Origin of the sequence: Escherichia sp. UTM R2 (assembly GCF_048593455.1) — a bacterium.
In the GTDB taxonomy this organism is placed as follows: domain Bacteria; phylum Pseudomonadota; class Gammaproteobacteria; order Enterobacterales; family Enterobacteriaceae; genus Escherichia; species Escherichia coli.
In genome coordinates this window covers 2,159,917-2,185,900 of record NZ_JBFWDY010000002.1, presented here as the reverse complement: position 1 = coordinate 2,185,900, position 25,984 = coordinate 2,159,917, and the positions used below count along the sequence as shown (strand labels likewise).

22 protein-coding genes are annotated in these 25,984 nt (G+C 50.7%); 13 read left to right on the top strand and 9 right to left on the bottom strand.

Annotated features, from left to right (window positions below):
• Positions 1–39 precede the first annotated feature (39 nt).
• On the top strand, positions 40–969 hold the full coding sequence (gene tus, locus AB4H76_RS11435; protein WP_001295399.1) for a DNA replication terminus site-binding protein: 930 nt from the start codon (positions 40–42) through the stop codon (positions 967–969).
• On the opposite strand, the gene fumC is transcribed toward tus, so the two are convergent.
• Together fumC and fumB are read right to left on the bottom strand one after the other, a co-directional pair.
• Positions 966–2,369 carry a class II fumarate hydratase gene (gene fumC, locus AB4H76_RS11430; protein WP_001099085.1) on the bottom strand — a complete coding sequence of 468 codons (1,404 nt, stop codon included), beginning with the start codon at positions 2,367–2,369 and terminating at the stop codon, positions 966–968. The genes tus and fumC overlap by 4 nt on opposite strands.
• Positions 2,370–2,511: 142 nt before the next feature.
• On the bottom strand, positions 2,512–4,158 hold the full coding sequence (gene fumB, locus AB4H76_RS11425) for a class I fumarate hydratase (protein WP_000066639.1): 1,647 nt from the start codon (positions 4,156–4,158) through the stop codon (positions 2,512–2,514).
• Positions 4,159–4,356: 198 nt separating this feature from the next.
• On the opposite strand from fumB, the gene manA reads away from it, so the two are divergent.
• Both manA and AB4H76_RS11415 read left to right on the top strand, forming a co-directional pair.
• Entirely contained in the window at positions 4,357–5,532 is a 1,176-nt protein-coding gene (gene manA / locus AB4H76_RS11420; RefSeq protein WP_001170683.1) for a mannose-6-phosphate isomerase, read from the top strand.
• A gap of 100 nt (positions 5,533–5,632) precedes the next feature.
• Positions 5,633–7,141, top strand: coding sequence for a YdgA family protein (locus tag AB4H76_RS11415; RefSeq protein ID WP_001043339.1), 1,509 nt, complete (start codon positions 5,633–5,635; stop codon positions 7,139–7,141).
• 225 nt (positions 7,142–7,366) lie between these two features.
• On the opposite strand, the gene uidC is transcribed toward AB4H76_RS11415, so the two are convergent.
• From uidC to malI, 6 genes are all read right to left on the bottom strand, one after another.
• Positions 7,367–8,632: a glucuronide uptake porin UidC gene (gene uidC / locus AB4H76_RS11410; RefSeq protein WP_001227036.1), complete on the bottom strand. Its 1,266-nt coding sequence runs from the start codon at positions 8,630–8,632 to the stop codon at positions 7,367–7,369.
• Between the two features lie 38 nt (positions 8,633–8,670).
• Entirely contained in the window at positions 8,671–10,044 is a 1,374-nt protein-coding gene (gene uidB / locus AB4H76_RS11405; protein ID WP_001075863.1) for a glucuronide transporter, read from the bottom strand.
• The gene (gene uidA, locus AB4H76_RS11400) at positions 10,041–11,852 is read right to left on the bottom strand and encodes a beta-glucuronidase (protein WP_000945881.1); all 1,812 of its coding nucleotides are present in this window, start codon (positions 11,850–11,852) and stop codon (positions 10,041–10,043) included. Before uidA ends, uidB begins: the two co-directional genes overlap by 4 nt.
• A 390-nt stretch (positions 11,853–12,242) precedes the next feature.
• Entirely contained in the window at positions 12,243–12,833 is a 591-nt protein-coding gene (gene uidR, locus AB4H76_RS11395; protein WP_000969092.1) for a DNA-binding transcriptional regulator UidR, read from the bottom strand.
• 220 nt (positions 12,834–13,053) lie between these two features.
• A complete protein-coding gene (hdhA, locus tag AB4H76_RS11390) occupies positions 13,054–13,821 on the bottom strand; it encodes a 7-alpha-hydroxysteroid dehydrogenase (protein WP_000483353.1) in 768 nt (255 codons plus the stop codon).
• A 111-nt stretch (positions 13,822–13,932) separates the two neighbouring features.
• A complete protein-coding gene (gene malI, locus AB4H76_RS11385) occupies positions 13,933–14,961 on the bottom strand; it encodes a mal regulon transcriptional regulator MalI (RefSeq protein WP_000179510.1) in 1,029 nt (342 codons plus the stop codon).
• Between the two features lie 174 nt (positions 14,962–15,135).
• Between malI and malX the strand changes: the two genes are divergently transcribed.
• From malX to add, 3 genes are all read left to right on the top strand, one after another.
• A complete protein-coding gene (gene malX, locus AB4H76_RS11380) occupies positions 15,136–16,728 on the top strand; it encodes a PTS maltose transporter subunit IICB (RefSeq protein ID WP_000125609.1) in 1,593 nt (530 codons plus the stop codon).
• 9 nt (positions 16,729–16,737) lie between these two features.
• Complete coding sequence (malY, locus tag AB4H76_RS11375) at positions 16,738–17,910, top strand: bifunctional maltose regulon transcriptional repressor/cystathionine beta-lyase MalY (protein WP_000459379.1); 1,173 nt, start codon at positions 16,738–16,740, stop codon at positions 17,908–17,910.
• Positions 17,911–18,013: 103 nt separating this feature from the next.
• Entirely contained in the window at positions 18,014–19,015 is a 1,002-nt protein-coding gene (add, locus tag AB4H76_RS11370) for an adenosine deaminase (protein ID WP_000567490.1), read from the top strand.
• Positions 19,016–19,048: 33 nt separating this feature from the next.
• On the opposite strand, the gene AB4H76_RS11365 is transcribed toward add, so the two are convergent.
• Positions 19,049–20,089 (bottom strand): oxidoreductase, encoded by a 1,041-nt coding sequence (locus AB4H76_RS11365; RefSeq protein WP_001282516.1) that lies wholly within the window; start codon positions 20,087–20,089, stop codon positions 19,049–19,051.
• 242 nt (positions 20,090–20,331) lie between these two features.
• Between AB4H76_RS11365 and blr the strand changes: the two genes are divergently transcribed.
• The 7 genes from blr to rsxD all read left to right on the top strand — a co-directional run bounded on the left by blr (position 20,332) and on the right by rsxD (position 25,981).
• A complete protein-coding gene (blr, locus tag AB4H76_RS11360) occupies positions 20,332–20,457 on the top strand; it encodes a division septum protein Blr (protein WP_001300888.1) in 126 nt (41 codons plus the stop codon).
• A 272-nt stretch (positions 20,458–20,729) separates the two neighbouring features.
• Entirely contained in the window at positions 20,730–20,945 is a 216-nt protein-coding gene (gene ydgT, locus AB4H76_RS11355; RefSeq protein ID WP_000217950.1) for a transcription modulator YdgT, read from the top strand.
• An 85-nt stretch (positions 20,946–21,030) separates the two neighbouring features.
• On the top strand, positions 21,031–21,471 hold the full coding sequence (locus AB4H76_RS11350) for a DUF2569 domain-containing protein (protein ID WP_001310854.1): 441 nt from the start codon (positions 21,031–21,033) through the stop codon (positions 21,469–21,471).
• A gap of 76 nt (positions 21,472–21,547) precedes the next feature.
• Complete coding sequence (gene rsxA / locus AB4H76_RS11345) at positions 21,548–22,129, top strand: electron transport complex subunit RsxA (protein WP_000133193.1); 582 nt, start codon at positions 21,548–21,550, stop codon at positions 22,127–22,129.
• Positions 22,129–22,707 carry an electron transport complex subunit RsxB gene (gene rsxB / locus AB4H76_RS11340; protein ID WP_000991805.1) on the top strand — a complete coding sequence of 193 codons (579 nt, stop codon included), beginning with the start codon at positions 22,129–22,131 and terminating at the stop codon, positions 22,705–22,707. Before rsxA ends, rsxB begins: the two co-directional genes overlap by 1 nt.
• Positions 22,700–24,922: an electron transport complex subunit RsxC gene (gene rsxC, locus AB4H76_RS11335; protein WP_088537935.1), complete on the top strand. Its 2,223-nt coding sequence runs from the start codon at positions 22,700–22,702 to the stop codon at positions 24,920–24,922. Before rsxB ends, rsxC begins: the two co-directional genes overlap by 8 nt.
• Positions 24,923–25,981, top strand: a complete 1,059-nt coding sequence (gene rsxD, locus AB4H76_RS11330) for an electron transport complex subunit RsxD (protein ID WP_000231927.1) — start codon at positions 24,923–24,925, stop codon at positions 25,979–25,981.
• Positions 25,982–25,984: the final 3 nt, after the last annotated feature.

The window sequence follows — 25,984 nt, the reverse complement described above, 5'->3', positions numbered from 1 at the left end:
CTATAAAATAAGTATGTTGTAACTAAAGTGGTTAATATTATGGCGCGTTACGATCTCGTAGACCGACTCAACACTACCTTTCGCCAGATGGAACAAGAGCTGGCTGCATTTGCCGCTCATCTTGAGCAACACAAGCTATTGGTTGCCCGCGTGTTCTCTTTGCCGGAGGTAAAAAAAGAGGATGAGCATAATCCGCTTAATCGTATTGAGGTAAAACAACATCTCGGCAACGACGCGCAGTCGCTGGCGTTGCGTCATTTCCGCCATTTATTTATTCAACAACAGTCCGAAAATCGCAGCAGCAAGGCCGCTGTCCGTCTGCCTGGCGTGTTGTGTTACCAGGTCGATAACCTTTCGCAAGCAGCGTTGGTCAGTCATATTCAGCACATCAATAAACTCAAGACCACGTTCGAGCATATCGTCACGGTTGAATCAGAACTCCCCACCGCGGCACGTTTTGAATGGGTGCATCGTCATTTGCCGGGGCTGATCACCCTTAATGCTTACCGCACGCTCACCGTTCTGCACGACCCCGCCACTTTACGCTTTGGTTGGGCTAATAAACATATCATTAAGAATTTGCATCGTGATGAAGTCCTGGCACAGCTGGAAAAAAGCCTGAAATCACCACGCAGTGTCGCACCGTGGACGCGCGAGGAGTGGCAAAGAAAACTGGAGCGAGAGTATCAGGATATCGCTGCCCTGCCACAGAACGCGAAGTTAAAAATCAAACGTCCGGTGAAGGTGCAGCCGATTGCCCGCGTCTGGTACAAAGGAGATCAAAAACAAGTACAACACGCTTGCCCTACACCGCTTATTGCGCTGATTAATCGGGATAATGGCGCGGGCGTGCCGGATGTTGGGGAGTTGTTAAATTACGATGCCGACAATGTGCAACACCGTTATAAACCACAGGCGCAGCCGCTTCGTTTGATCATTCCCCGGCTGCACCTGTATGTTGCGGATTAACGCCCGGCTTTCATACTGCCGACCATCTGTTCTGGCCGTACCCAGCTGTCAAACTCGGCTTCGCTAAGATACCCCAGCGCAAGGGCCGCAGCTTTTAAGGTCAGCCCTTCTTTATGCGCTTTTTTGGCGATCTCCGCGGCTTTGTCATAACCAATGTGGGTGTTAAGCGCAGTCACCAGCATCAGCGATTCATTGAGTAATTGATTGATTCGCTCACGATTCGGTTCAATACCCACTGCGCAGTGTTTATTAAAACTTTCCATGCCATCTGCCAGCAAGCGCACCGATTGCAGGAAATTGTGGATCACCATTGGACGGAAGACGTTCAGTTCAAAGTTACCGGAAGCGCCCCCCATGTTGATCGCCACGTCGTTCCCCATCACCTGACAGCAGAGCATGGTTAATGCCTCACACTGTGTTGGATTCACTTTCCCCGGCATGATTGAGCTGCCCGGCTCATTTTCCGGGATTGAGATTTCACCAATTCCGCAGCGCGGGCCAGAGGCCAGCCAGCGGACATCATTGGCGATTTTCATCAGTGACGCAGCCAACCCTTTCAACGCGCCGTGCGCCTGAACCAGGGCATCACAGGTCGCCAGCGCTTCAAATTTGTTCGGCGCGGTAACAAACGGTGCACAGGTAATGACTGCCAGTTCATCTGCTACGCGACGCGCATACTCCGGATGGGTATTTAGTCCAGTACCCACCGCTGTACCGCCAAGAGCCAGTTCCGCTACGTGAGGCAGGCTGTATTCGATATGTTTGAGATTATGCTCGAGCATCGCTACCCAGCCGGAAATCTCCTGCCCCAGCGTTAACGGCGTGGCATCCTGCAAGTGAGTACGACCAATTTTGACGATATCGGCAAAAGCACGGGATTTCTCATTCAGTGTCTGTGTCAGGGTTTTAAGCTGAGGAATGAGTTGCTTGCGCAGCGCCAGCAGCGCCGCAACGTGCATCGCCGTCGGAAAGACATCGTTGGAACTTTGGCTTTTGTTCACGTCGTCGTTAGGGTGAACTTTACGTTCCATCCCGCGCACACCGCCGAGTAATTCACTGGCCCGGTTAGCCAGCACTTCGTTCATGTTCATGTTACTTTGCGTGCCGGAGCCGGTCTGCCAGATAGCCAGCGGGAATTCGTCGTCATGCTGTCCTGCCAGTACTTCATCCGCCGCCTGACGAATGGCGCTCGCTTTCTCTTCAGACAACAAGCCTAAATCTTCATTAACTTTTGCCGCTGCACGCTTGGTTAGCGCCAGCGCATGAATCAGTGAGGTGGGCATTTTCTCCGTCGAAATGCGGAAATGCTCCAGCGAGCGTTGAGTTTGTGCGCCCCACAGCTTATCTGCCGGGACATCAATCGCCCCCATCGAATCTTTTTCGCTGCGTACTGTATTCATGACCTGCTCCTCACCTGATTAATTTTTTCTTTCTGTTTTGCTTTCGTTAAGCAACTTTTAGCTCACTTATTATTTACCATTTGATAACAAATGTTTGGTCTTTCGTGCCATGTAAAAAAACCGCCCCGAAGGGCGGCTCTGTTTATTTCACACAGCGGGTGCATTGTGTGAGTTGTATCTGCTGGAAGAAGTCATTTCCTTTATCATCCACAAGGATAAACGCCGGGAAATCTTCCACTTCAATTTTCCAGATGGCTTCCATTCCCAGTTCCGGATATTCAACACATTCCAGGCTCTTAATACTTCCCTGCGCCAATACAGCGGCCGGACCACCGATACTGCCAAGGTAGAAGCCGCCGTGTTTTTTACAGGCATCCGTCACCTGCTGGCTGCGGTTGCCTTTCGCCAGCATGATCATACTTCCGCCCTGCGCTTGCAGTTGATCGACATAAGAATCCATCCGTCCGGCGGTCGTTGGGCCAAGAGAACCGGAGGCATAACCTTCCGGCGTTTTGGCCGGACCCGCGTAGTAAATCGGATGATCTTTGATGTACTGCGGCAGCCCTTCACCGTTATCCATCCGCTCTTTCAGTTTGGCGTGAGCAATATCACGACCGACGATAATCGTGCCGTTAAGCGATAAGCGTGTAGAAACGGGATACTGCGACAACTGTGCGAGGATCTCTTTCATCGGACGGTTAAGGTCAACGCGCACCGCTTCGCCTTCTCCCGCTTTGCGCAGCTCTTCCGGGATATATTTGCCTGGATTATGTTCCAGTTTTTCGATCCAGATCCCCTGACGGTTGATCTTCGCTTTGATATTACGGTCAGCAGAGCAGGAGACGCCCATACCGACCGGGCAGGATGCGCCGTGACGTGGCAGGCGAATCACGCGGATGTCGTGAGCGAAGTATTTACCACCAAACTGCGCACCCAGACCAAGATTTTGCGCTTCGATCAGCAATTCTTTTTCCAGTTCCACATCGCGGAACGCCTGACCGTGCTCATTCCCTTCCGTTGGCAGTTCATCATAGTATTTCGCGGAAGCCAGTTTCACCGTTTTAAGGTTCGTTTCTGCAGAAGTTCCACCAATAACGAACGCAATATGATACGGAGGACAGGCCGCCGTACCCAGCGTGCGCATCTTCTCAACCAGGTAATTTTTCAGTTTCCCCGGCGTCAGTAACGCTTTGGTTTCCTGATAGAGATACGTCTTGTTTGCCGAACCACCACCTTTGGCGATACAGAGGAATTTGTATTCGTCGCCATCAACGGCATAAAGATCGATCTGCGCTGGCAGATTGGTGCCGGTATTCACTTCTTTATACATATCCAGCGGCGCGTTTTGCGAGTAGCGCAGATTATCTTCGATATAAGTGTTATAGACACCGCGCGCCAGCGCCGCTTCATCACCACCACCGGTCCATACACGCTGCCCTTTTTTACCAACAATAATCGCGGTGCCGGTATCCTGACAGGTTGGCAGAACGCCTTTCGCCGCGATGTCGGAGTTACGCAGGAATTGCAGCGCCACATATTTATCATTTTCGCTGGCCTCCGGGTCACGCAGAATGTCGGCCACCTGTTGTTGGTGCGCCGGACGCAGCATGAACGACGCATCATGAAACGCCTGGCGCGCCAACAGAGTTAACGCTTCGGGTGCGACTTTCAAAATCTCCTGCCCTTCAAATTCAGATACGCTAACGTGTTCGCTGGTTAGCAGGTAATACTCAGTATCATCTTTTTTGAGTGGAAAAGGAGCCTGATAATGAAAGGGTTTGTTTGACATTGTTCTCTCACTTACTGCCTGGTTTGGTTATGCTCTGGGCGGGTGTTCCGTTGCCCTGTTAAAAGCGAGTAACAATATCCTACACACTTTTTTAACAAAAACTGAGACTAGTACGACTTTTTGCGGCTCCAGGTTACTTCCCGTAGGATTCTTGCTTTAATAGTGGGATTAATTTCCACATTAAAACAGGGATTGATCATGCAAAAACTCATTAACTCAGTGCAAAACTATGCCTGGGGCAGCAAAACGGCGTTGACTGAACTTTATGGTATGGAAAATCCGTCCAGCCAGCCGATGGCCGAGCTGTGGATGGGCGCACATCCGAAAAGCAGTTCACGAGTGCAGAATGCCGCCGGAGATATCGTTTCACTGCGTGATGTGATTGAGAGTGATAAATCGACTCTGCTCGGAGAGGCCGTTGCCAAACGCTTTGGCGAACTGCCTTTCCTGTTCAAAGTATTATGCGCAGCACAGCCGCTCTCCATTCAGGTTCATCCAAACAAACGCAATTCTGAAATCGGTTTTGCCAAAGAAAATGCCGCAGGTATCCCGATGGATGCCGCCGAGCGTAACTATAAAGATCCTAACCACAAGCCGGAGCTGGTTTTTGCGCTGACGCCTTTCCTTGCGATGAACGCGTTTCGTGAGTTTTCCGAGATTGTCTCCCTACTCCAGCCAGTCGCAGGTGCACATCCGGCAATTGCTCACTTTTTACAACAGCCTAATGCCGAACGTTTAAGCGAACTGTTCGCCAGCCTGTTGAATATGCAGGGTGAAGAAAAATCCCGCGCGCTGGCGATTTTAAAATCGGCCCTCGATAGCCAGCAGGGTGAACCGTGGCAAACGATTCGTTTAATTTCTGAATTTTACCCGGAAGACAGCGGTCTGTTCTCCCCGCTATTGCTGAATGTGGTGAAATTGAACCCTGGCGAAGCGATGTTCCTGTTCGCTGAAACACCGCACGCTTACCTGCAAGGCGTGGCGCTGGAAGTGATGGCAAACTCCGATAACGTGCTGCGTGCGGGTCTGACGCCTAAATACATTGATATTCCGGAACTGGTTGCCAATGTGAAATTCGAAGCCAAACCGGCTAACCAGTTGTTGACCCAGCCGGTGAAACAAGGTGCAGAACTGGACTTCCCGATTCCAGTGGATGATTTTGCCTTCTCGCTGCATGACCTTAGTGATAAAGAAACCACCATTAGCCAGCAGAGTGCCGCCATTTTGTTCTGCGTCGAAGGCGATGCAACGTTGTGGAAAGGTTCTCAGCAGTTACAGCTTAAACCGGGTGAATCAGCGTTTATTGCCGCCAACGAATCACCGGTGACTGTCAAAGGCCACGGCCGTTTAGCGCGTGTTTACAACAAGCTGTAAGAGCTTACTGAAAAAATTAACATCTCTTGCTAAGCTTATTAAAGGCTTATAACACCTTCAGGCGGCCAGTCCGCCTGATTTCATTTTATGGATAATCATTATGAATAAATCGCTGGTAGCGGTAGGCGTCATTGTTGCGCTAGGCGTAGTCTGGACAGGCGGCGCATGGTATACAGGCAAGAAGATTGAAACCCATCTCGAAGACATGGTCGCGCAGGCGAACGCGCAACTCAAACTGACAGCTCCTGAATCCAACCTGGAAGTGAGTTATCAAAACTATCATCGCGGCGTATTCAGCAGCCAGTTGCAACTGTTGGTGAAACCCATTGCCGGGAAAGAAAATCCGTGGATTAAAAGCGGTCAGAGCGTCATCTTCAACGAATCGGTTGATCATGGTCCCTTCCCGCTTGCCCAGCTTAAAAAACTGAACCTGATCCCGTCGATGGCATCAATTCAAACCACGCTGGTTAATAACGAAGTAAGCAAACCACTGTTTGATATGGCAAAAGGTGAAACGCCTTTTGAGATTAACTCGCGCATTGGTTACAGCGGTGATTCCAGTTCCGATATTTCGCTCAAGCCACTGAATTACGAGCAAAAGGATGAAAAAGTCGCCTTTAGCGGCGGCGAGTTCCAGTTAAATGCTGACAGAGACGGCAAAGCCATCTCCCTTTCCGGGGAGGCGCAAAGTGGTCGGATAGACGCAGTTAACGAATACAACCAGAAAGTGCAGTTGACCTTTAATAATCTGAAAACCGACGGTTCCAGCACGCTGGCAAGTTTTGGTGAGCGTGTAGGAAATCAAAAACTGTCACTGGAAAAAATGACCATTTCAGTGGAAGGCAAAGAACTGGCACTGCTGGAAGGCATGGAGATCAGCGGTAAATCGGATCTGGTCAATGACGGTAAAACGATCAATAGCCAACTGGATTACTCGCTAAACAGCCTGAAGGTACAGAATCAGGATCTGGGCAGCGGCAAGCTGACTTTAAAAGTCGGCCAGATTGATGGTGAAGCCTGGCATCAGTTTAGCCAGCAATATAACGCGCAAACTCAGGCGCTGCTGGCACAGCCAGAAATTGCCAACAACCCCGAACTTTATCAGGAGAAAGTGACGGAAGCCTTCTTTAGCGCCCTGCCGCTGATGCTGAAAGGCGATCCGGTGATTACTATCGCGCCGCTAAGCTGGAAAAACAGTCAGGGTGAAAGTGCCCTGAATCTGTCGCTGTTCCTGAAAGATCCGGCAACGACTAAAGAAGCGCCGCAAACGCTGGCGCAGGAAGTAGATCGTTCGGTTAAATCTCTGGATGCGAAACTGACCATTCCGGTGGATATGGCAACTGAGTTTATGACTCAGGTAGCGAAGCTGGAAGGTTATCAGGAAGATCAAGCGAAAAAACTGGCGAAACAGCAAGTTGAAGGTGCATCAGCAATGGGGCAGATGTTCCGTCTGACCACCTTGCAGGACAATACCATCACCACCAGCCTGCAATATGCTAACGGTCAGATAACGTTAAATGGGCAGAAAATGTCGTTAGAAGATTTTGTTGGCATGTTTGCGATGCCAGCTCTTAACGTTCCGGCTGTACCGGCAATTCCGCAGCAGTAATTCACGGCCAAAACGCCGGAGAATTTTCACTCCGGCGTTTTCATCTGAAAACAAACCAGAGATTGCCTGATGCGCTACGCTTATCAGGCCTACCTTTTCCTGCAACACTTTGAATTTATGAGTTTTTGTAGGCTGGATAAGGCGTTTACGCCGCATCCGGCATAAAAAACGCGCACTTTGTCAACAATCTGAAACGCCGGAGGTTTTTCTCTCCGGCGTTATTTCTTACTTCAGCATAAAGTCATATTGAATACTCATTTTCACATCCCAGTAATTCAGGCGATCGCCCAGCGCACTGCCATCGCGCTTTTCCCGCCCTTTATCGGCAGCAAGAAAGAAATTCATCCCTTGTAACGGCCCTTCGCTGACCCGATAGTTCATACCACCTAAGATACCCGCGCCTTCAATCCGCACATCTCGTTTACTGGATTCATAGCCGCGAGTCACAATCGGTGCAAATGTCAGTGTAAATTGCGGCGTTAAACGATAGTTGACGCCCAATTGCCAGGACTGCATTCCTTCACGGTTACGATCAAGACTTAATGAAAAGGGATAGCCAATGTCGGTATCCACCACGGCACCATTCATTGCATGGCGCAAATAACCACCACTGCCAAATACGCTTCCCCACGGCGCATTCCAGGTCAATTGTCCACTAACCAACGCCGTTTCATTGGGCTGGCTGGTATTACGACTTAAACCTTCGAGCTGCGCGTAAAAGCCGAGCAACTCCCCTTTCAACGTATAATTCGGGTCGAGCGGTATGCTTTTCTCGAGAATACTTTGTATCTGATTGGAAACATCTTTCTGTACCGATCCCCCCAGAGAATAGCGACTGGTATCATCATGCCAACTGGCGGCTAAAAAAGAACGTGCGCGATGTTTATCGTATTTTCCCGTCTGGCTGTTATACACCCCTTCATCACGAATACCGGTTGTTGAATCAGTCCATAAAAATACTCGTGAACGCCACATTCCCCACAGATCAATATTTGGTGTTAAAGCCCAATAACCTAATGCTCCTTCAGAAACTGTCGGTAATGTACGTTGCGAACTGCCAGCCATTAACGGAATACGATAAGGTAAGCTACCATAACTATAATCCGTCCCGAAGCGACCTAATTTAAGCAGGCTATTTTCACTGGGTTTTATTTTTACTGCCCCCAGGGCAAAGCCAAAACTTTTATCACCATCAAGATACCACCGGGTACTCATATCAGCACGAGCACCTAATTTATAAACATAATACGCCCCGCCTTCAACGCCAATAATATTGGAATAATAACCACTATTGAAATCGAGCAATCCTCCCTGTACCCATGCGTAAATATCTCTTCCCGCGCCAGCACTGGGCTTATCCGCCCTGCGCAATTCGTTTTTCAGTCTGATGCGTAGTCCCGCTTCATCGTCAGCCAGTTGCGCCGCATAAGCAGAGGTAAGGCCAGAGGCAGCCGTCAGGCAAATAACGGCCATGGCCACTATTTTTCTCATAGTTGCACCTTTGATGTTCTGATTATTTTTATTGAATATTAATTAGTGATATCGCTGATTAATTGCTGCTGCACTTTTTTACGATTATCAATTTCAACCACGATTTCTTTGAATTTTTTATCCGTGAGCGGATAAAACCAGATAATAACGAATGCCAGTAGCATAAATCCGCAAGGTACTAAGGCAATTGATGTGCGGATGCCCATAATAACTTCCGGCGTTTGCACCTGATTGGCGATATATCCGCTTAACCCCAAAATAAAGGCAGGAATTGAACCTCCGATTGCCTGACCGCATTTACGGGTAAATGAGAATAGTGAATAGGTGAGCCCTTCAATTCGCACGCCGGTCAGGTATTCACCGTATTCTACGGTATCAGCTTCCAGCGCCCACATCACGGTCATGGTAACGCCCTGACCAATTGAAGCGATGGCCAACGCAACCAACGCCACCGGCAGTGACCAGACGGAAACCCAGAAGAACAGCAGATAACCGCAGGTTCCCAGCAAAGCGCCAATCAGGAAGGTATTCTTTTTACCGATCCTCGCGACCATCCCCGGCACCAGCGGTGCCGATGCCACAGTACCAACCAGGTTTTGCACCAGTACCAGCACAGTGAACAGCCCGGTATCATTTAACACATAGCGCACGTAGAACAACGACGAGGCGCTGACCGCAAAGGTCGAAATCAGCACACACAGCGCACCGATGCACAACATAAACAGCGGGCGATTCCGTTTCAGGGTTTGCAGACTGATATTCAATGACGGCTGCGCAACGATACGTACCACATTCTCACGCGTCGATTTGAAGCAGATGAAGTAAAGCACCATTCCGGCAATCGCCAGCACAATTGTCCAGAAATGGTATACCGACACCATCTCTTCCGGGCTGGAGTTCTTAATGCTCGGTCCTATCAGAAATGCCAGGCAGACAAAGGTCAATGAAGCGGCAATCCCACGAGCCGCGCCCAGACGGGCGCGGGATTGTGGTTGTTGGGTCATCGCGGTAGCAAGTGAACCATAAGGAATATTCACCAGGCTGTAGCAAAGCCCGAGGCCCATGTAGGTCAAATATGCATACACCACTTTGCTACCATGGCTCCAGTCGGTCGGCACCCAGAATACCAGCACGCTGAAGATCATTAACGGCGCAGTACCGAAGAGTAAAAACGGGCGGAATTTTCCCCAGCGGGTATTCACACTGTCCACCACTCGTCCGGCAAAGACGTCGGCGAAGGCATCGAATACCCGCACCAGTAACAGCATGGTGCCCGCCGCAGCGGCACCGACGCCAGCGACGTCGGTGTAGTAACTCAACAGGAAGAGCGCCCCCATTGCGAAGGCGAAGTTATTGGCGACGTCACCGAGGCTGTAGCCGACGATGGTGCGCCAGGAGAGTTGTTGATTCATTGTTTGCCTCCCTGCTGCGGTTTTTCACCGAAGTTCATGCCAGTCCAGCGTTTTTGCAGCAGAAAAGCCGCCGACTTCGGTTTGCGGTCGCGAGTGAAGATCCCTTTCTTGTTACCGCCAACGCGCAATATGCCTTGCGAGGTCGCAAAATCGGCGAAATTCCATACCTGTTCACCGACGACGGCGCTGACGCGATCAAAGACGCGGTGATACATATCCAGCCATGCACACTGATACTCTTCACTCCACATGTCGGTGTACATTGAGTGCAGCCCGGCTAACGTATCCACGCCGTATTCGGTGATGATAATCGGCTGATGCAGTTTCTCCTGCCAGGCCAGAAGTTCTTTTTCCAGTACCTTCTCTGCCGTTTCCAAATCGCCGCTTTGGACATACCATCCGTAATAACGGTTCAGGCACAGCACATCAAAGAGATCGCTGATGGTATCGGTGTGAGCGTCGCAGAACATTACATTGACGCAGGTGATCGGACGCGTCGGGTCGAGTTTACGCGTTGCTTCCGCCAGTGGCGCGAAATATTCCCGTGCACCTTGCGGACGGGTATCCGGTTCGTTGGCAATACTCCACATCACCACGCTTGGGTGGTTTTTGTCACGCGCTATCAGCTCTTTAATCGCCTGTAAGTGCGCTTGCTGAGTTTCCCCGTTGACTGCCTCTTCGCTGTACAGTTCTTTCGGCTTGTTGCCCGCTTCGAAACCAATGCCTAAAGAGAGGTTAAAGCCGACAGCAGCAGTTTCATCAATCACCACGATGCCATGTTCATCTGCCCAGTCGAGCATCTCTTCAGCGTAAGGGTAATGCGAGGTACGGTAGGAGTTGGCCCCAATCCAGTCCATTAATGCGTGGTCGTGCACCATCAGCACGTTATCGAATCCTTTGCCACGCAAGTCCGCATCTTCATGACGACCAAAACCCGTAAAGTAGAACGGTTTGTGGTTAATCAGGAACTGTTCGCCCTTCACTGCCACTGACCGGATGCCGACGCGAAGCGGGTAGATATCACACTCTGTCTGGCTTTTGGCTGTGACGCACAGTTCATAGAGATAACCTTCACCCGGTTGCCAGAGGTGCGGATTCACCACTTGCAAAGTCCCGCTAGTGCCTTGTCCAGTTGCAACCACCTGTTGATCCGCATCACGCAGTTCAACGCTGACATCACCATTGGTCACCACCTGCCAGTCAACAGACGCGTGGTTACAGTCTTGCGCGACATGCGTCACCACGGTGATATCGTCCACCCAGGTGTTCGGCGTGGTGTAGAGCATTACGCTGCGATGGATCCCGGCATAGTTAAAGAAATCATGGAAGTAAGACTGCTTTTTCTTGCCGTTTTCGTCGGTAATCACCATTCCCGGCGGGATAGTCTGCCAGTTCAGTTCGTTGTTCACACAAACGGTGATACGTACACTTTTCCCGGCAATAACATACGGCGTGACATCGGCTTCAAATGGCGTATAGCCGCCCTGATGCTCCATCACTTCCTGATTATTGACCCACACTTTGCCGTAATGAGTGACCGCATCGAAACGCAGCACGATACGCTGGCCTGCCCAACCTTTCGGTATAAAGACTTCGCGCTGATACCAGACGTTGCCCGCATAATTACGAATATCTGCATCGGCGAACTGATCGTTAAAACTGCCTGGCACAGCAATTGCCCGGCTTTCTTGTAACGCGCTTTCCCACCAACGCTGATCAATTCCACAGTTTTCGCGATCCAGACTGAATGCCCACAGGCCGTCGAGTTTTTTGATTTCACGGGTTGGGGTTTCTACAGGACGTAACATAAGGGACTCCTCATTAAGATAATAATACTGGTCAACCTTTAATCTGATTAGTTAACCAATTCTGTGTTGCACACAGTTATCTGTGAGAAACCCATGGAAGAGAAATGGAAATAAAAAGAACTGACACCGCGATCAAAAAACCAAAAACTGCAATACCCACAGCGTGATATAGATCGCATTAATCTTTAAAACAGCGTTGACAGAAGCCATAAAATAAGCAACCGAACGTTCGTTCGAGCGTATTGGGAACGATAAACTCTCATGACATATGGCTACAGTGAATATTTTGGGGGGAATTCTCCGAAGCCGGGAAGGATAATTTTTGCACAGAGAAATTACGATATGAAACGCGGGCACAGTTATCACCAGCCCGCCGAAAAAGAGAGAGAATCAGGATGCGGTTAAGATACCGCCAATCATCGCGCGTAATCCCTGAGCAAACGACGCTTCACGCGCCAGGTCTTCCGCTTCGATATCGGCCAGTACACCGTAGGTCAGATCCAGCAGTAAACGTGAAGTCATTGCCGTGTTGATGTCTGGGCTTATCTCGCCTTTTTGCTGGGCATCACGCATCCGCTGGGCAACAAATTCCGTGATCGTCATATGCTTATTTTTAAGCATGGCGGCGACCTGTGGGTTACGCATCCCTTCCGCCATAATTTCAACCACCAGCGCCCGTTGTCCAAAGGCTTCATGGGTGAGAGAGACAATGGACTCGACCATATAGTCAACGAAATGAATCCCTTCAATCGGTTCCCGGAAACGGGCCAGCGCCCTCTCCTGGTCCTGTAAGATAATCGCCTGAATCAAGGCTTCTTTGGAGATGAAATGGTGATAGAGCGTCCCGGGACTAATGGCGCAAGATTTACAGATGGCTTTCATCGAGGCACTGTGAAATCCATTTTCTGAAAAAATCTCTCTGGCAGCATTGAGGATCCGGGTCCGTGTCGGTTGTGCTTCAGTCTGCATGTTATCCATCATTAAACCATTATAGTTAGCGTGAATAACTAGTTTACCGCGTTGTCAGGTGAGCGCCTATCATTGCTGTTGAATAGTGCGAAGGCACACTCTATTCGTATACTTTTCACTCTGAAATTGGTTAACCAATAGCCGTGATTTGGCTGCCAGTTATTTAGCAGAGACGTTGATGAGTTTATCCCGGTAAACAACACGCACGGTTGTTTACCGGTCCGTTAGTGTATTAATTGAGCTCCTGTACCCCACCACCGGAGACGGTGAGAATTTGTCCGCTTACCCAGCTCGCAGCAGGCGAGCAAAGGAACAGCGCTGCGTTAGCAATATCTTGCGGTTGGCCCAGACGTCTGATCGGCGTGTGCTGTAACATTTTTTGTTCAATTTCTGGTGTAATAACGGATTTCAGGGCATCGGTTAATATTGCCCCCGGCGCAATGCCATTTACCCGAATATTTTTTTCACCCAGGTCAAACGCCATATTTCTGACCAGATGACTGGCCGCAGCTTTAGATGATGCATAGGAAGTCATGTTTATATTTTTATTTTCTGCCGCCATAGAAGTGATGGTCAGAATAACGCCACCGCCATTTTTTTCCATTTCTGGCGCAACAAGTTGTGACAGATGGAAAAAAGAAAACACATTCAGTTCATAAGCACGGCGAAAATCCGCCATTGGCATATCAAACGGTTTAGGTCCACCGCCACCGGCGTTGTTAACCAGAATATCAACTTTACCCAGCTTACTGATAGCAAAGTCTGCCAGTGCAGAGAGTTCCTGTTCGGAAGTAATATCACAACGGCAGGCAAATGCCTGACCACCTAGTTGTTGAATTTCGTCTACAACATGGTTAGCTGCGTCGGCGTTAATATCACTGACCACCACAGATGCGCCAGCTGTCGCGAATGTAATGGCGATTTCTTTACCAATACCTGCACCCGCACCTGTGATGATGGCGCATTTTCCGTCGAGTCTCAGGTTGTCAGAATTAAACACATAAACCTCCTGTGAACTTCAGTAAAAATAAAAGGCACCGCCTGTGTGCCACATTTTTTATCATTAACCTTGAGGAAAGGACACTACCAGGTATAGCAGATAAAGAGAGGATTATTTCGCTGCAATGAGCCGGGCGGGAATAATAAGATTGCGTGAATGCGTCTCTTCATGGGTGATTTTTTGCATCATGCGATCCGCAAGTGTGATACCAAGTTCCCGCGCTGGCGTGCTGGCCCAGGTAACAGGTATATCATCAAGTGTGGTTGGTGTCGCATCGGTAAATGCCGCCAGCGAAACCTGTTGCTCAAAGTAACGATCGACTCCACTTTCCCCGCTTTGCCGCCCTGCTTTGAGCAAACCAAACCATGCCCCCATCGCAATAGTTTCGTTATAGCAAACCACGGCACTGATGGTCGGGTTATGACGTAAAAGCGCCGTGATAGCTTCCGCGGCTTGCTTCTGGCTGGAAGTGCACTCCAACACCCAATCGCTATGAAACGGCAGGCCAAATTTTAGTAGAGTTGCACAATAGCCCCCAACCCGTTCTGCACGGGTTAATGAGGAACTTTGCCCTCCCAGCCAGGCGATCCGCTGATGCCCATTGCGAATGAGATGCTCCGTCAACAACTGTGCAGCCTGCATGTTGTCCGGGCGAACCGTATCAACATCATCAAGATAACTGGCACGGGAAGCGAAAATCACCGGGATAGCTTTTTCTTCTGCCATCCGTCGCAGGTCATCGCTACTTCCTGCAGCTCCGGCAATTACCACACCATCGACACCCTGATTCAGTAACAGTGAAAACCGCTGTGCCAGCTGCTCACCGTCTTTACCGCCGTGAAGCAAAAAAACCATCCGTCCCTGCGCTTCCAGAGCTTCCGTCAATCCGGCCGTCAATTCGGCGTAAAACGGCGCAGATAAATCACGGACGATCAAACCAATGACGCCGCTTTGCCCGCCGCGCAGCGCCGACGCCTGGCGATTGCGCACAAATCCCAGCTCTTCAATGGCGGCGTTAACGCGTTCTCCTGTGGCGGTAGAGATTCGCCCTTTGCCACTAAGCACCAGCGAAACGGTACTTACCGACACGCCCGCAGCCAGCGCAACATCATGAATGGTTATTTTTTTGGCGGTAGCCATGCAGATGACCTACTCCCTGATTATGTGACAGATAAAACGTTTTACCTTTTATTTATCTTATACCCGCTATTATCGTTGCGTAATGTGATTTATGCCTCACTAAAATTTGATAAAACGTTTTATCTTCTCGCGCAATTTACTGAATCCAGATTGTTCTCTACGAGGAGTCGTTTTATGACGGCGAAAACAGCACCGAAAGTCACGCTGTGGGAGTTCTTCCAGCAGTTAGGCAAAACCTTCATGTTACCCGTGGCATTATTGTCGTTCTGCGGCATTATGCTCGGCATTGGTAGTTCTCTTAGCAGCCATGATGTCATAACCCTGATCCCGGTCCTGGGCAACCCCGTGTTGCAGGCTATCTTTACCTGGATGAGTAAGATTGGCTCGTTTGCTTTTAGTTTCCTGCCTGTCATGTTCTGTATCGCCATCCCGCTGGGCCTGGCACGCGAAAATAAAGGCGTAGCGGCATTCGCTGGCTTCGTCGGTTATGCGGTAATGAACCTCGCGGTAAACTTCTGGTTGACCAATAAAGGCATTCTGCCAACCACGGATGCCGCGGTTCTGAAAGCCAATAACATCCAGAGCATTCTTGGGATCCAGTCGATCGATACCGGGATCCTCGGTGCGGTGATCGCCGGTATTATCGTCTGGATGCTGCATGAGCGTTTCCATAATATCCGCCTGCCGGATGCGCTGGCATTCTTCGGCGGTACGCGCTTCGTACCAATTATCTCCTCGCTGGTGATGGGCCTTGTCGGCCTGGTGATTCCATTAGTCTGGCCGATTTTCGCCATGGGTATTAGCGGCTTGGGCCATATGATAAACAGCGCGGGTGATTTCGGACCGATGCTGTTTGGTACCGGTGAACGTCTGCTGTTGCCGTTTGGTCTGCATCACATTCTGGTGGCATTAATTCGCTTTACCGACGCAGGCGGCACGCAGGAAGTCTGCGGTCAAACCGTCAGCGGCGCACTGACCATCTTCCAGGCGCAATTGAGTTGCCCGACCACTCACGGTTTTTCTGAAAGCGCCACGCGTTTCCTTTCGCAAGGTAAAATGCCTGCGTTTCTCGGCGGTCTGCCAGGTGCAGCGTTAGCTATGTATCACTGCGCGCGCCCGGAAAATCGCCATAAAATTAAAGGTCTGCTGATTTCTGGCCTGATCGCCTGCGTCGTTGGCGGCACTACCGAACCGCTGGAATTCCTGTTCCTGTTCGTAGCGCCAGTTCTGTATGTCATCCACGCGCTGTTAACCGGCCTCGGCTTCACCGTCATGTCTGTGCTCGGCGTCACCATCGGTAATACCGACGGCAATATCATCGACTTCGTGGTGTTCGGTATTTTGCATGGTCTGTCAACCAAGTGGTACATGGTGCCAGTGGTGGCGGCAATCTGGTTTGTCGTTTACTACGTCATCTTCCGTTTCGCTATCACCCGCTTCAATCTGAAAACCCCGGGGCGCGATAGCGAAGTTGCCAGCTCAATCGAAAAAGCCGTTGCCGGTGCGCCGGGTAAATCAGGTTACAACGTTCCTGCAATCCTCGAAGCATTAGGCGGTGCCGACAATATTGTCAGCCTCGATAACTGCATTACCCGTCTGCGTTTGTCTGTGAAAGATATGTCGCTTGTTAATGTGCAGGCACTGAAGGACAATCGGGCAATTGGCGTAGTACAACTTAATCAACATAACCTGCAGGTTGTTATCGGGCCACAAGTTCAGTCAGTAAAAGATGAAATGGCCGGTCTGATGCATACTGTCCAGGCATAAGGATAAGATATGTTCGATTTTTCAAAGGTCGTGGATCGTCATGGCACATGGTGTACACAGTGGGATTATGTCGCTGACCGTTTCGGCACTGCTGACCTGTTACCGTTCACGATTTCAGACATGGATTTTGCCACTGCCCCCTGCATTATCGAGGCGCTGAATCAGCGCCTGATGCACGGCGTATTTGGCTACAGCCGCTGGAAAAACGATGAGTTTCTCGCGGCTATTGCCCACTGGTTTTCCACCCAGCATTACACCGCCATCGATTCTCAGACGGTGGTGTATGGCCCTTCTGTCATCTATATGGTTTCAGAACTGATTCGTCAGTGGTCTGAAACAGGTGAAGGCGTGGTGATCCACACACCCGCCTATGACGCATTTTACAAGGCCATTGAAGGTAACCAGCGCACAGTAATGCCCGTTGCTTTAGAGAAGCAGGCTGATGGTTGGTTTTGCGATATGGGCAAGTTGGAAGCCGTGTTGGCGAAACCAGAATGTAAAATTATGCTCCTGTGTAGCCCACAGAATCCTACCGGGAAAGTGTGGACGTGCGATGAGCTGGAGATCATGGCTGACCTGTGCGAGCGTCATGGTGTGCGGGTTATTTCCGATGAAATCCATATGGATATGGTTTGGGGCGAGCAGCCGCATATTCCCTGGAGTAATGTGGCTCGCGGAGACTGGGCGTTGCTAACGTCGGGCTCGAAAAGTTTCAATATTCCCGCCCTGACCGGTGCTTACGGGATTATAGAAAATAGCAGTAGCCGCGATGCCTATTTATCGGCACTGAAAGGCCGTGATGGGCTTTCTTCCCCTTCGGTACTGGCGTTAACTGCCCATATCGCCGCCTATCAGCAAGGCGCGCCGTGGCTGGATGCCTTACGCATCTATCTGAAAGATAACCTGACGTATATCGCAGATAAAATGAACGCCGCGTTTCCTGAACTCAACTGGCAGATCCCACAATCCACTTATCTGGCATGGCTTGATTTACGTCCGTTGAATATTGACGACAACGCGTTGCAAAAAGCACTTATCGAACAAGAAAAAGTCGCGATCATGCCGGGGTATACCTACGGTGAAGAAGGTCGTGGTTTTGTCCGTCTCAATGCCGGCTGCCCACGTTCGAAACTGGAAAAAGGTGTGGCTGGATTAATTAACGCCATCCGCGCTGTTCGTTAACCCCAATTGCGCAACGTAAAAAATCGTTGCGCAATCGTGGATTTTTACCCTGCTTTGTTTTTATAATGGTGCGCACTTTTATATCCAGAAAAAGAGTGCGACCATGATTGATACCACCCTGCCATTAACTGATATCCATCGCCACCTTGATGGCAACATTCGTCCCCAGACCATTCTTGAACTTGGCCGCCAGTATAATATCTCGCTTCCTGCACAATCCCTGGAAACACTGATTCCCCACGTTCAGGTCATTGCCAACGAACCCGATCTGGTGAGCTTTCTGACCAAACTTGACTGGGGCGTTAAAGTTCTCGCCTCTCTTGATGCCTGTCGCCGCGTGGCATTTGAAAACATTGAAGATGCAGCCCGTCACGGCCTGCACTATGTCGAGCTGCGTTTTTCACCAGGCTACATGGCAATGGCACATCAGCTGCCTGTAGCGGGTGTTGTCGAAGCGGTGATCGATGGCGTACGTGAAGGTTGCCGCACCTTTGGTGTGCAGGCGAAGCTTATCGGCATTATGAGCCGGACCTTCGGCGAAGCCGCCTGTCAGCAAGAGCTGGAGGCCTTTTTAGCCCACCGTGACCAGATTACCGCACTTGATTTAGCCGGTGATGAACTTGGTTTCCCGGGAAGTCTGTTCCTTTCTCACTTCAACCGCGCGCGTGATGCGGGCTGGCATATTACCGTCCATGCAGGCGAAGCTGCCGGGCCGGAAAGCATCTGGCAGGCGATTCGTGAACTGGGTGCGGAGCGTATTGGACATGGCGTAAAAGCCATTGAAGATCGGGCGCTGATGGATTTTCTCGCCGAGCAACAAATTGGTATTGAATCCTGTCTGACCTCCAATATTCAGACCAGCACCGTAGCAGAGCTGGCTGCACATCCGCTGAAAACGTTCCTTGAGCATGGCATTCGTGCCAGCATTAACACTGACGATCCCGGCGTACAGGGAGTGGATATCATTCACGAATATACCGTTGCCGCGCCAGCTGCTGGGTTATCCCGCGAGCAAATCCGCCAGGCACAGATTAATGGTCTGGAAATGGCTTTCCTCAGCGCTGAGGAAAAACGCGCACTGCGAGAAAAAGTCGCCGCGAAGTAACAAAATGGATGGTGCAAATGCACCATCCATTTTTCATGCAAGGCACAAAGTCGCGCGATGTTTGGCGGATTCGATGCCCAGCTCAATCAACTCCATTACCTGGATTGCCTGGCTTGCCGGAACCGGATTTTCACCATCGCCATTTAACGCATCACGAATAGCCGCATAGTAAGCCGGATAATTCCCAGGCACCGTCAACAGCGTTTCTTCGACACGTTCCTCACCTTCCACGCGGGTAAGTACGCCATCACGCATATCGTAGCCCCAGTCTTCCTGCGGTAGACGCTCGCCATTTTTCAGACGTTCTTCCTGTGGATCGAGGCCATATTTCACATAACTGCCTCGGGATCCATGCACGATATACCGTGCTGACTCAGCGGCTGCCAGCATGGTACCGTGTAAAATGACTCGCCGCTGTGGATAGGACAAGATGGCGTGGAAATAATCGGTCGACTGCGCTCCGGGCCGTAACTGTGCCAAATCTACCGTCATGCTGACCGGTAAACCAAAAAGCGTAATGGCCTGATCAAGAAGATGTGGTGCTAAATCGTACCAGATACCGCTGCCTGGGCCGCCCTGTTCACGCCAACGATCGCGCACCTGCGGACGGAAGCGGTCAAAATGAGACTCAAAGTAAGCAACTTCACCCAGCACGCCTTCCGCGAGTAAACCTTTTAGCGTCAAGAAATCGCTATCCCAGCGACGGTTATGGAATACAGACAGCACACGCCCCAGGCTTTTTGCCAGCGCATCCAGCTCTCGCGCTTGTGACAGTGTCACGGTAAAGGGTTTATCAACGACCACATGTTTACCCGCCTCAAGCGCCGCTTTGGCTAACGGGAAATGGGTATCGTTGGGTGTAGGAATGACAATCAGGTCTATGTTGGGATCGTTAAACAGATGCTTCGGCTCAGAGACAACCGTAACCGTTGGCCAGTCGGCTTTTACTTTTGTTTCATCACTGCTGGAGATTACCGCCAGTTCCAGCCCGGGCGTGCCCGCAATCAGGGGCGCATGGAAGGTTTTGCTCGCATAACCATACCCAATCAACCCAACACGGATGTTGTCGCTCATGTCATTGCCTCTCATTGAAGTATGATGGCTATTTGACACTATCCTTTACCCACGCTCAACAGTTTAATAACCTGCCAGCAATAAGGGATGTTGTTTAACTTAAGTCAAAAAAATAGCGAATTTTCCAACGACAAAAGCTAAATATCGCAAAAACCTCAGTAAAAATCTTGCTGGAGCTATTATTGCTAAGTAACATTTATCCCCTGAAGTTAATGGATCAATCAAGAGAGATGTGGGCTGTAATGAATCGTCTTATTGAATTAACAGGTTGGATCGTTCTTGTCGTTTCAGTCATTCTTCTTGGCGTGGCGAGTCACATTGACAACTATCAGCCACCTGAACAGAGTGCTTCGGTACAACACAAGTAAGCTCTGCACTTGTGGAGCGACATGCTGCCCGTCCGGGTGCATGTTTTCACTTGTCGGATATTAAACCAGGAATTTATTATCTTGTTCGATGTTGTTGGTGATTGTCAGGGATAGTAAAGCGCGTTACTCTTTTCAGAGCAGTTTTTCATCCCTGAATATTTGCCATCAGCGCATTCTTATTATTGTAATAACACAAGCGTTCACTTTTGGTGAAATTTTATCATCACTAATAATACCTACCCCTTTGGTATTAATTATTTTATGGACCTTTTATGACTGTTCAGGACTACTTATTAAAATTTCGCAAAATCAGTTCACTCGAAAGTCTGGAAAAACTCTACGACCATCTTAATTACACCCTGACGGACGATCAGGAACTGATCAATATGTATCGTGCTGCCGATCACCGTCGCGCAGAGCTGGTTTCTGGCGGGCGTTTGTTTGACCTCGGCCAGGTACCGAAGTCCGTCTGGCACTATGTCCAATAAAGAAAGTAGCGATCGGTTATAAAAGCCTTATAATAACGCCCCTAAAATTAGATTTGCCTGTTTGCGTCGCTATTCTGGAGAACCTATGACCACCACAACGCCACAACGTATTGGAGGCTGGTTGCTTGGCCCGTTGGCCTGGCTTTTAGTCGCTCTGTTGAGTACGACGCTGGCGTTGTTGCTGTATACCGCTGCGTTATCTTCTCCGCAAACATTTCAAACGCTCGGCGGACAAGCACTGACGACACAAATCTTATGGGGCGTTTCTTTTATTACCGCTATCGCCTTGTGGTATTACACACTGTGGTTGACCATCGCTTTCTTTAAACGTCGGCGTTGTGTTCCTAAACACTATATTATCTGGCTGCTTATTTCCGTATTGCTGGCAGTAAAAGCATTCGCTTTTTCACCCGTGGAAGATGGCATAGCCGTTCGCCAGTTGCTGTTTACTTTGTTGGCAACCGCATTGATCGTCCCCTATTTCAAACGCTCGTCGCGGGTAAAAGCGACGTTTGTGAATCCGTAATAACCTTACAGTTAACCTGTTGTCGCCTGCTCTGGATTAACGGATAATAGGCGGCTTTTTTATTTCAGGCCGAAAAATGACTGACTACCTGTTACTGTTTGTCGGAACTGTACTGGTCAATAACTTTGTACTGGTCAAGTTTCTCGGTCTCTGTCCGTTTATGGGGGTTTCCAAAAAACTGGAAACCGCGATGGGCATGGGGCTGGCAACAACGTTTGTGATGACGCTGGCGTCTATTTGCGCCTGGCTTATCGATACGTGGATTTTGATCCCACTTAATCTGATTTACCTGCGCACCCTGGCATTTATTCTGGTGATTGCTGTGGTCGTGCAGTTCACCGAGATGGTGGTGCGCAAAACCAGCCCGGTGCTTTACCGTCTGCTGGGGATTTTTTTGCCGCTTATCACCACCAACTGTGCAGTGCTCGGCGTGGCGTTGCTGAATATCAATCTCGGGCACAATTTCTTGCAGTCGGCGCTGTACGGTTTTTCCGCCGCTGTCGGTTTCTCGCTGGTGATGGTGCTCTTCGCCGCCATCCGCGAACGCCTTGCTGTGGCTGATGTCCCGGCACCTTTTCGCGGTAATGCCATTGCGTTAATTACCGCAGGTCTTATGTCTCTGGCCTTTATGGGCTTTAGTGGTTTGGTGAAGTTGTAATGAATGCTATCTGGATTGCCGTTGCCGCCGTGAGCCTGCTGGGCCTGGCGTTTGGCGCCATTCTGGGTTATGCCTCCCGCCGTTTTGCGGTGGAAGACGATCCGGTCGTTGAGAAAATTGACGAAATCTTACCGCAGAGCCAGTGTGGTCAGTGCGGTTATCCCGGCTGTCGCCCCTACGCGGAAGCCATCAGCTGTAACGGTGAAAAAATCAACCGTTGCGCCCCAGGTGGCGAAGCTGTGATGCTAAAAATTGCCGAGTTGCTTAATGTCGAGCCGCAGCCGCTGGATGGCGAAGCGCAAGAGATAACGCCTGCGCGGATGGTGGCGGTTATTGATGAAAATAACTGTATTGGCTGCACTAAATGTATTCAGGCGTGTCCGGTAGACGCCATCGTTGGCGCTACCCGTGCCATGCATACGGTAATGAGTGATCTCTGTACGGGCTGCAATTTATGTGTTGATCCGTGCCCGACGCACTGCATCTCGTTGCAACCGGTCGCAGAAACACCTGACTCCTGGAAATGGGATCTGAACACCATTCCCGTGCGTATCATTCCCGTGGAACACCATGCTTAAGTTATTCTCTGCATTCAGAAAAAATAAAATCTGGGATTTCAACGGCGGCATCCATCCACCGGAGATGAAAACCCAGTCCAACGGTACACCCCTGCGCCAGGTACCCCTGGCGCAGCGTTTTGTTATTCCACTGAAACAGCATATTGGCGCTGAAGGTGAGTTGTGCGTTAGCGTCGGCGATAAAGTATTGCGCGGCCAGCCGCTTACCCGTGGTCGCGGCAAAATGCTGCCTGTTCACGCGCCCACCTCGGGTACCGTTACGGCTATTGCGCCCCACTCTACGGCTCATCCTTCAGCTTTAGCTGAATTAAGCGTGATTATTGATGCCGATGGTGAAGACTGCTGGATCCCGCGCGACGGCTGGGCCGATTATCGCACTCGCAGTCGCGAAGAGTTAATCGAGCGCATACATCAGTTTGGTGTTGCCGGGCTGGGCGGTGCAGGATTCCCGACAGGCGTTAAATTGCAGGGTGGCGGAGATAAGATTGAAACGTTGATTATCAACGCGGCTGAGTGCGAGCCGTACATTACCGCCGATGACCGTTTGATGCAGGATTGCGCGGCTCAGGTCGTAGAGGGTATTCGCATTCTTGCGCATATTCTGCAGCCACGCGAAATTCTTATCGGCATTGAAGATAACAAACCGCAGGCGATTTCCATGCTGCGCGCGGTGCTGGCGGACTCTAACGATATTTCTCTGCGGGTGATTCCAACCAAATATCCTTCTGGCGGTGCTAAACAATTAACCTACATTCTGACCGGGAAGCAGGTTCCACATGGCGGGCGTTCATCCGATATCGGCGTATTAATGCAAAACGTCGGCACTGCTTATGCAGTGAAACGTGCCGTTATTGATGGCGAGCCGATTACCGAGCGTGTTGTAACCCTGACTGGCGAAGCAATCGCTCGCCCGGGCAACGTCTGGGCACGGCTGGGGACGCCAGTGCGTCATTTATTGAATGATGCCGGATTCTGCCCCTCTGCCGATCAAATGGTGATTATGGGTGGCCCGCTAATGGGCTTTACCTTGCCATGGCTGGATGTCCCGGTCGTAAAGATTACCAACTGTCTGTTGGCTCCCTCTGCCAATGAACTTGGCGAACCACAGGAAGAACAAAGCTGCATCCGGTGTAGCGCCTGTGCTGACGCCTGCCCTGCGGATCTTTTGCCGCAACAGTTGTACTGGTTCAGCAAAGGTCAGCAACACGATAAAGCTACCACGCATAACATTGCTGATTGCATTGAATGTGGGGCTTGCGCGTGGGTTTGCCCGAGCAATATTCCCCTGGTGCAATATTTCCGTCAGGAAAAAGCTGAAATTGCGGCTATTCGTCAGGAAGAAAAGCGCGCCGCAGAAGCCAAAGCGCGTTTCGAAGCGCGCCAGGCTCGTCTGGAGCGCGAAAAAGCGGCTCGCCTTGAACGACATAAGAGCGCAGCCGTTCAACCTGCAGCCAAAGATAAAGATGCGATTGCTGCCGCTCTGGCGCGGGTGAAAGAGAAACAGGCCCAGGCTACACAGCCTATTGTGATTAAAGCGGGCGAACGCCCGGATAACAGTGCAATTATTGCAGCACGGGAAGCCCGTAAAGCGCAAGCCAGAGCGAAACAGGCAGAACTGCAGCAAACTAACGACGCAGCAACCGTTGCTGATCCACGTAAAACTGCCGTTGAAGCAGCTATCGCCCGCGCCAAAGCGCGCAAGCTGGAACAGCAACAGGCTAATGCGGAACCAGAAGAACAGGTCGATCCGCGCAAAGCCGCCGTCGAAGCCGCTATTGCCCGTGCCAAAGCACGCAAGCTGGAACAGCAACAGGCTAATGCCGAGCCAGAACAACAGGTCGATCCGCGCAAAGCCGCCGTCGAAGCCGCTATTGCCCGTGCCAAAGCACGCAAGCTGGAACAGCAACAGGCTAATGCGGAACCAGAAGAACAGGTTGATCCGCGCAAAGCCGCCGTCGAAGCCGCTATTGCCCGAGCCAAAGCGCGCAAACTGGAACAGCAACAGGCTAATGCGGAACCAGAAGAACAGGTTGATCCGCGCAAAGCCGCCGTCGAAGCCGCTATTGCCCGTGCCAAAGCGCGCAAGCTGGAACAGCAACAGACTAACGCAGAACCAGAAGAACAGGTTGATCCGCGCAAAGCGGCAGTTGCCGCGGCTATTGCCCGCGCTCAGGCCAAAAAAGCCGCCCAGCAGAAGGTTGTAAACGAGGACTAAATGGTATTCAGAATAGCTAGCTCCCCTTATACCCATAACCAGCGCCAGACATCGCGCATTATGCTGTTGGTGTTGCTCGCAGCCGTGCCAGGAATCGCAGCGCAACTGTGGTTTTTTGGTTGGGGTACTCTCGTTCAGATCCTGTTGGCATCGGTTAGTGCTCTGTTAGCCGAAGCTCTCGTACTCAAACTACGCAAGCAGTCGGTAGCCGCAACGTTGAAAGATAACTCAGCATTGCTGACAGGCTTATTGCTGGCGGTAAGTATTCCCCCCCTCGCGCCATGGTGGATGGTCGTGCTGGGTACGGTGTTTGCGGTGATCATCGCTAAACAGTTGTATGGCGGTCTGGGACAAAACCCGTTTAATCCGGCAATGATTGGTTATGTGGTCTTACTGATCTCCTTCCCCGTGCAGATGACCAGCTGGTTACCGCCACATGAAATTGCGGTCAACATCCCTGGTTTTATCGACGCCATCCAGGTTATTTTTAGCGGTCATACCGCCAGTGGTGGTGATATGAACACACTACGCTTAGGTATTGATGGCATTAGTCAGGCGACACCGCTGGATACATTTAAAACCTCTGTCCGTGCCGGTCATTCGGTTGAACAGATTATGCAATATCCGATCTACAGCGGTATTCTGGCGGGCGCTGGTTGGCAATGGGTAAATCTCGCCTGGCTGGCTGGCGGCGTATGGTTGCTATGGCAGAAAGCGATTCGCTGGCATATTCCCCTCAGCTTCTTAGTAACGCTGGCGTTATGCGCAATGTTGGGCTGGTTGTTCTCACCAGAAACACTGGCAGCACCGCAAATTCATCTGCTGTCTGGAGCGACCATGCTCGGCGCATTCTTTATTTTGACTGACCCGGTTACCGCTTCTACGACCAATCGTGGTCGTCTTATTTTCGGCGCGCTTGCGGGCTTATTAGTCTGGTTGATCCGCAGTTTCGGCGGCTATCCTGACGGCGTGGCTTTTGCCGTCCTGCTGGCGAACATCACGGTTCCTCTGATCGATTACTACACGCGTCCGCGCGTCTACGGCCATCGCAAAGGGTAAACC

Excerpts from the sequence above, each read along its gene's own strand:
- tus (WP_001295399.1), top strand. The coding sequence starts at position 40 with ATGGCGCGTTACGATCTCGTAGACCGACTCAACACTACCTTTCGCCAG.
- fumC (WP_001099085.1), bottom strand. The coding sequence starts at position 2,369 with ATGAATACAGTACGCAGCGAAAAAGATTCGATGGGGGCGATTGATGTC.
- fumB (WP_000066639.1), bottom strand. The coding sequence starts at position 4,158 with ATGTCAAACAAACCCTTTCATTATCAGGCTCCTTTTCCACTCAAAAAA.
- manA (WP_001170683.1), top strand. The coding sequence starts at position 4,357 with ATGCAAAAACTCATTAACTCAGTGCAAAACTATGCCTGGGGCAGCAAA.
- AB4H76_RS11415 (WP_001043339.1), top strand. The coding sequence starts at position 5,633 with ATGAATAAATCGCTGGTAGCGGTAGGCGTCATTGTTGCGCTAGGCGTA.
- uidC (WP_001227036.1), bottom strand. The coding sequence starts at position 8,632 with ATGAGAAAAATAGTGGCCATGGCCGTTATTTGCCTGACGGCTGCCTCT.
- uidB (WP_001075863.1), bottom strand. The coding sequence starts at position 10,044 with ATGAATCAACAACTCTCCTGGCGCACCATCGTCGGCTACAGCCTCGGT.
- uidA (WP_000945881.1), bottom strand. The coding sequence starts at position 11,852 with ATGTTACGTCCTGTAGAAACCCCAACCCGTGAAATCAAAAAACTCGAC.
- uidR (WP_000969092.1), bottom strand. The coding sequence starts at position 12,833 with ATGATGGATAACATGCAGACTGAAGCACAACCGACACGGACCCGGATC.
- malI (WP_000179510.1), bottom strand. The coding sequence starts at position 14,961 with ATGGCTACCGCCAAAAAAATAACCATTCATGATGTTGCGCTGGCTGCG.
- malX (WP_000125609.1), top strand. The coding sequence starts at position 15,136 with ATGACGGCGAAAACAGCACCGAAAGTCACGCTGTGGGAGTTCTTCCAG.
- malY (WP_000459379.1), top strand. The coding sequence starts at position 16,738 with ATGTTCGATTTTTCAAAGGTCGTGGATCGTCATGGCACATGGTGTACA.
- add (WP_000567490.1), top strand. The coding sequence starts at position 18,014 with ATGATTGATACCACCCTGCCATTAACTGATATCCATCGCCACCTTGAT.
- AB4H76_RS11365 (WP_001282516.1), bottom strand. The coding sequence starts at position 20,089 with ATGAGCGACAACATCCGTGTTGGGTTGATTGGGTATGGTTATGCGAGC.
- blr (WP_001300888.1), top strand. The coding sequence starts at position 20,332 with ATGAATCGTCTTATTGAATTAACAGGTTGGATCGTTCTTGTCGTTTCA.
- ydgT (WP_000217950.1), top strand. The coding sequence starts at position 20,730 with ATGACTGTTCAGGACTACTTATTAAAATTTCGCAAAATCAGTTCACTC.
- AB4H76_RS11350 (WP_001310854.1), top strand. The coding sequence starts at position 21,031 with ATGACCACCACAACGCCACAACGTATTGGAGGCTGGTTGCTTGGCCCG.
- rsxA (WP_000133193.1), top strand. The coding sequence starts at position 21,548 with ATGACTGACTACCTGTTACTGTTTGTCGGAACTGTACTGGTCAATAAC.
- rsxB (WP_000991805.1), top strand. The coding sequence starts at position 22,129 with ATGAATGCTATCTGGATTGCCGTTGCCGCCGTGAGCCTGCTGGGCCTG.
- rsxC (WP_088537935.1), top strand. The coding sequence starts at position 22,700 with ATGCTTAAGTTATTCTCTGCATTCAGAAAAAATAAAATCTGGGATTTC.
- rsxD (WP_000231927.1), top strand. The coding sequence starts at position 24,923 with ATGGTATTCAGAATAGCTAGCTCCCCTTATACCCATAACCAGCGCCAG.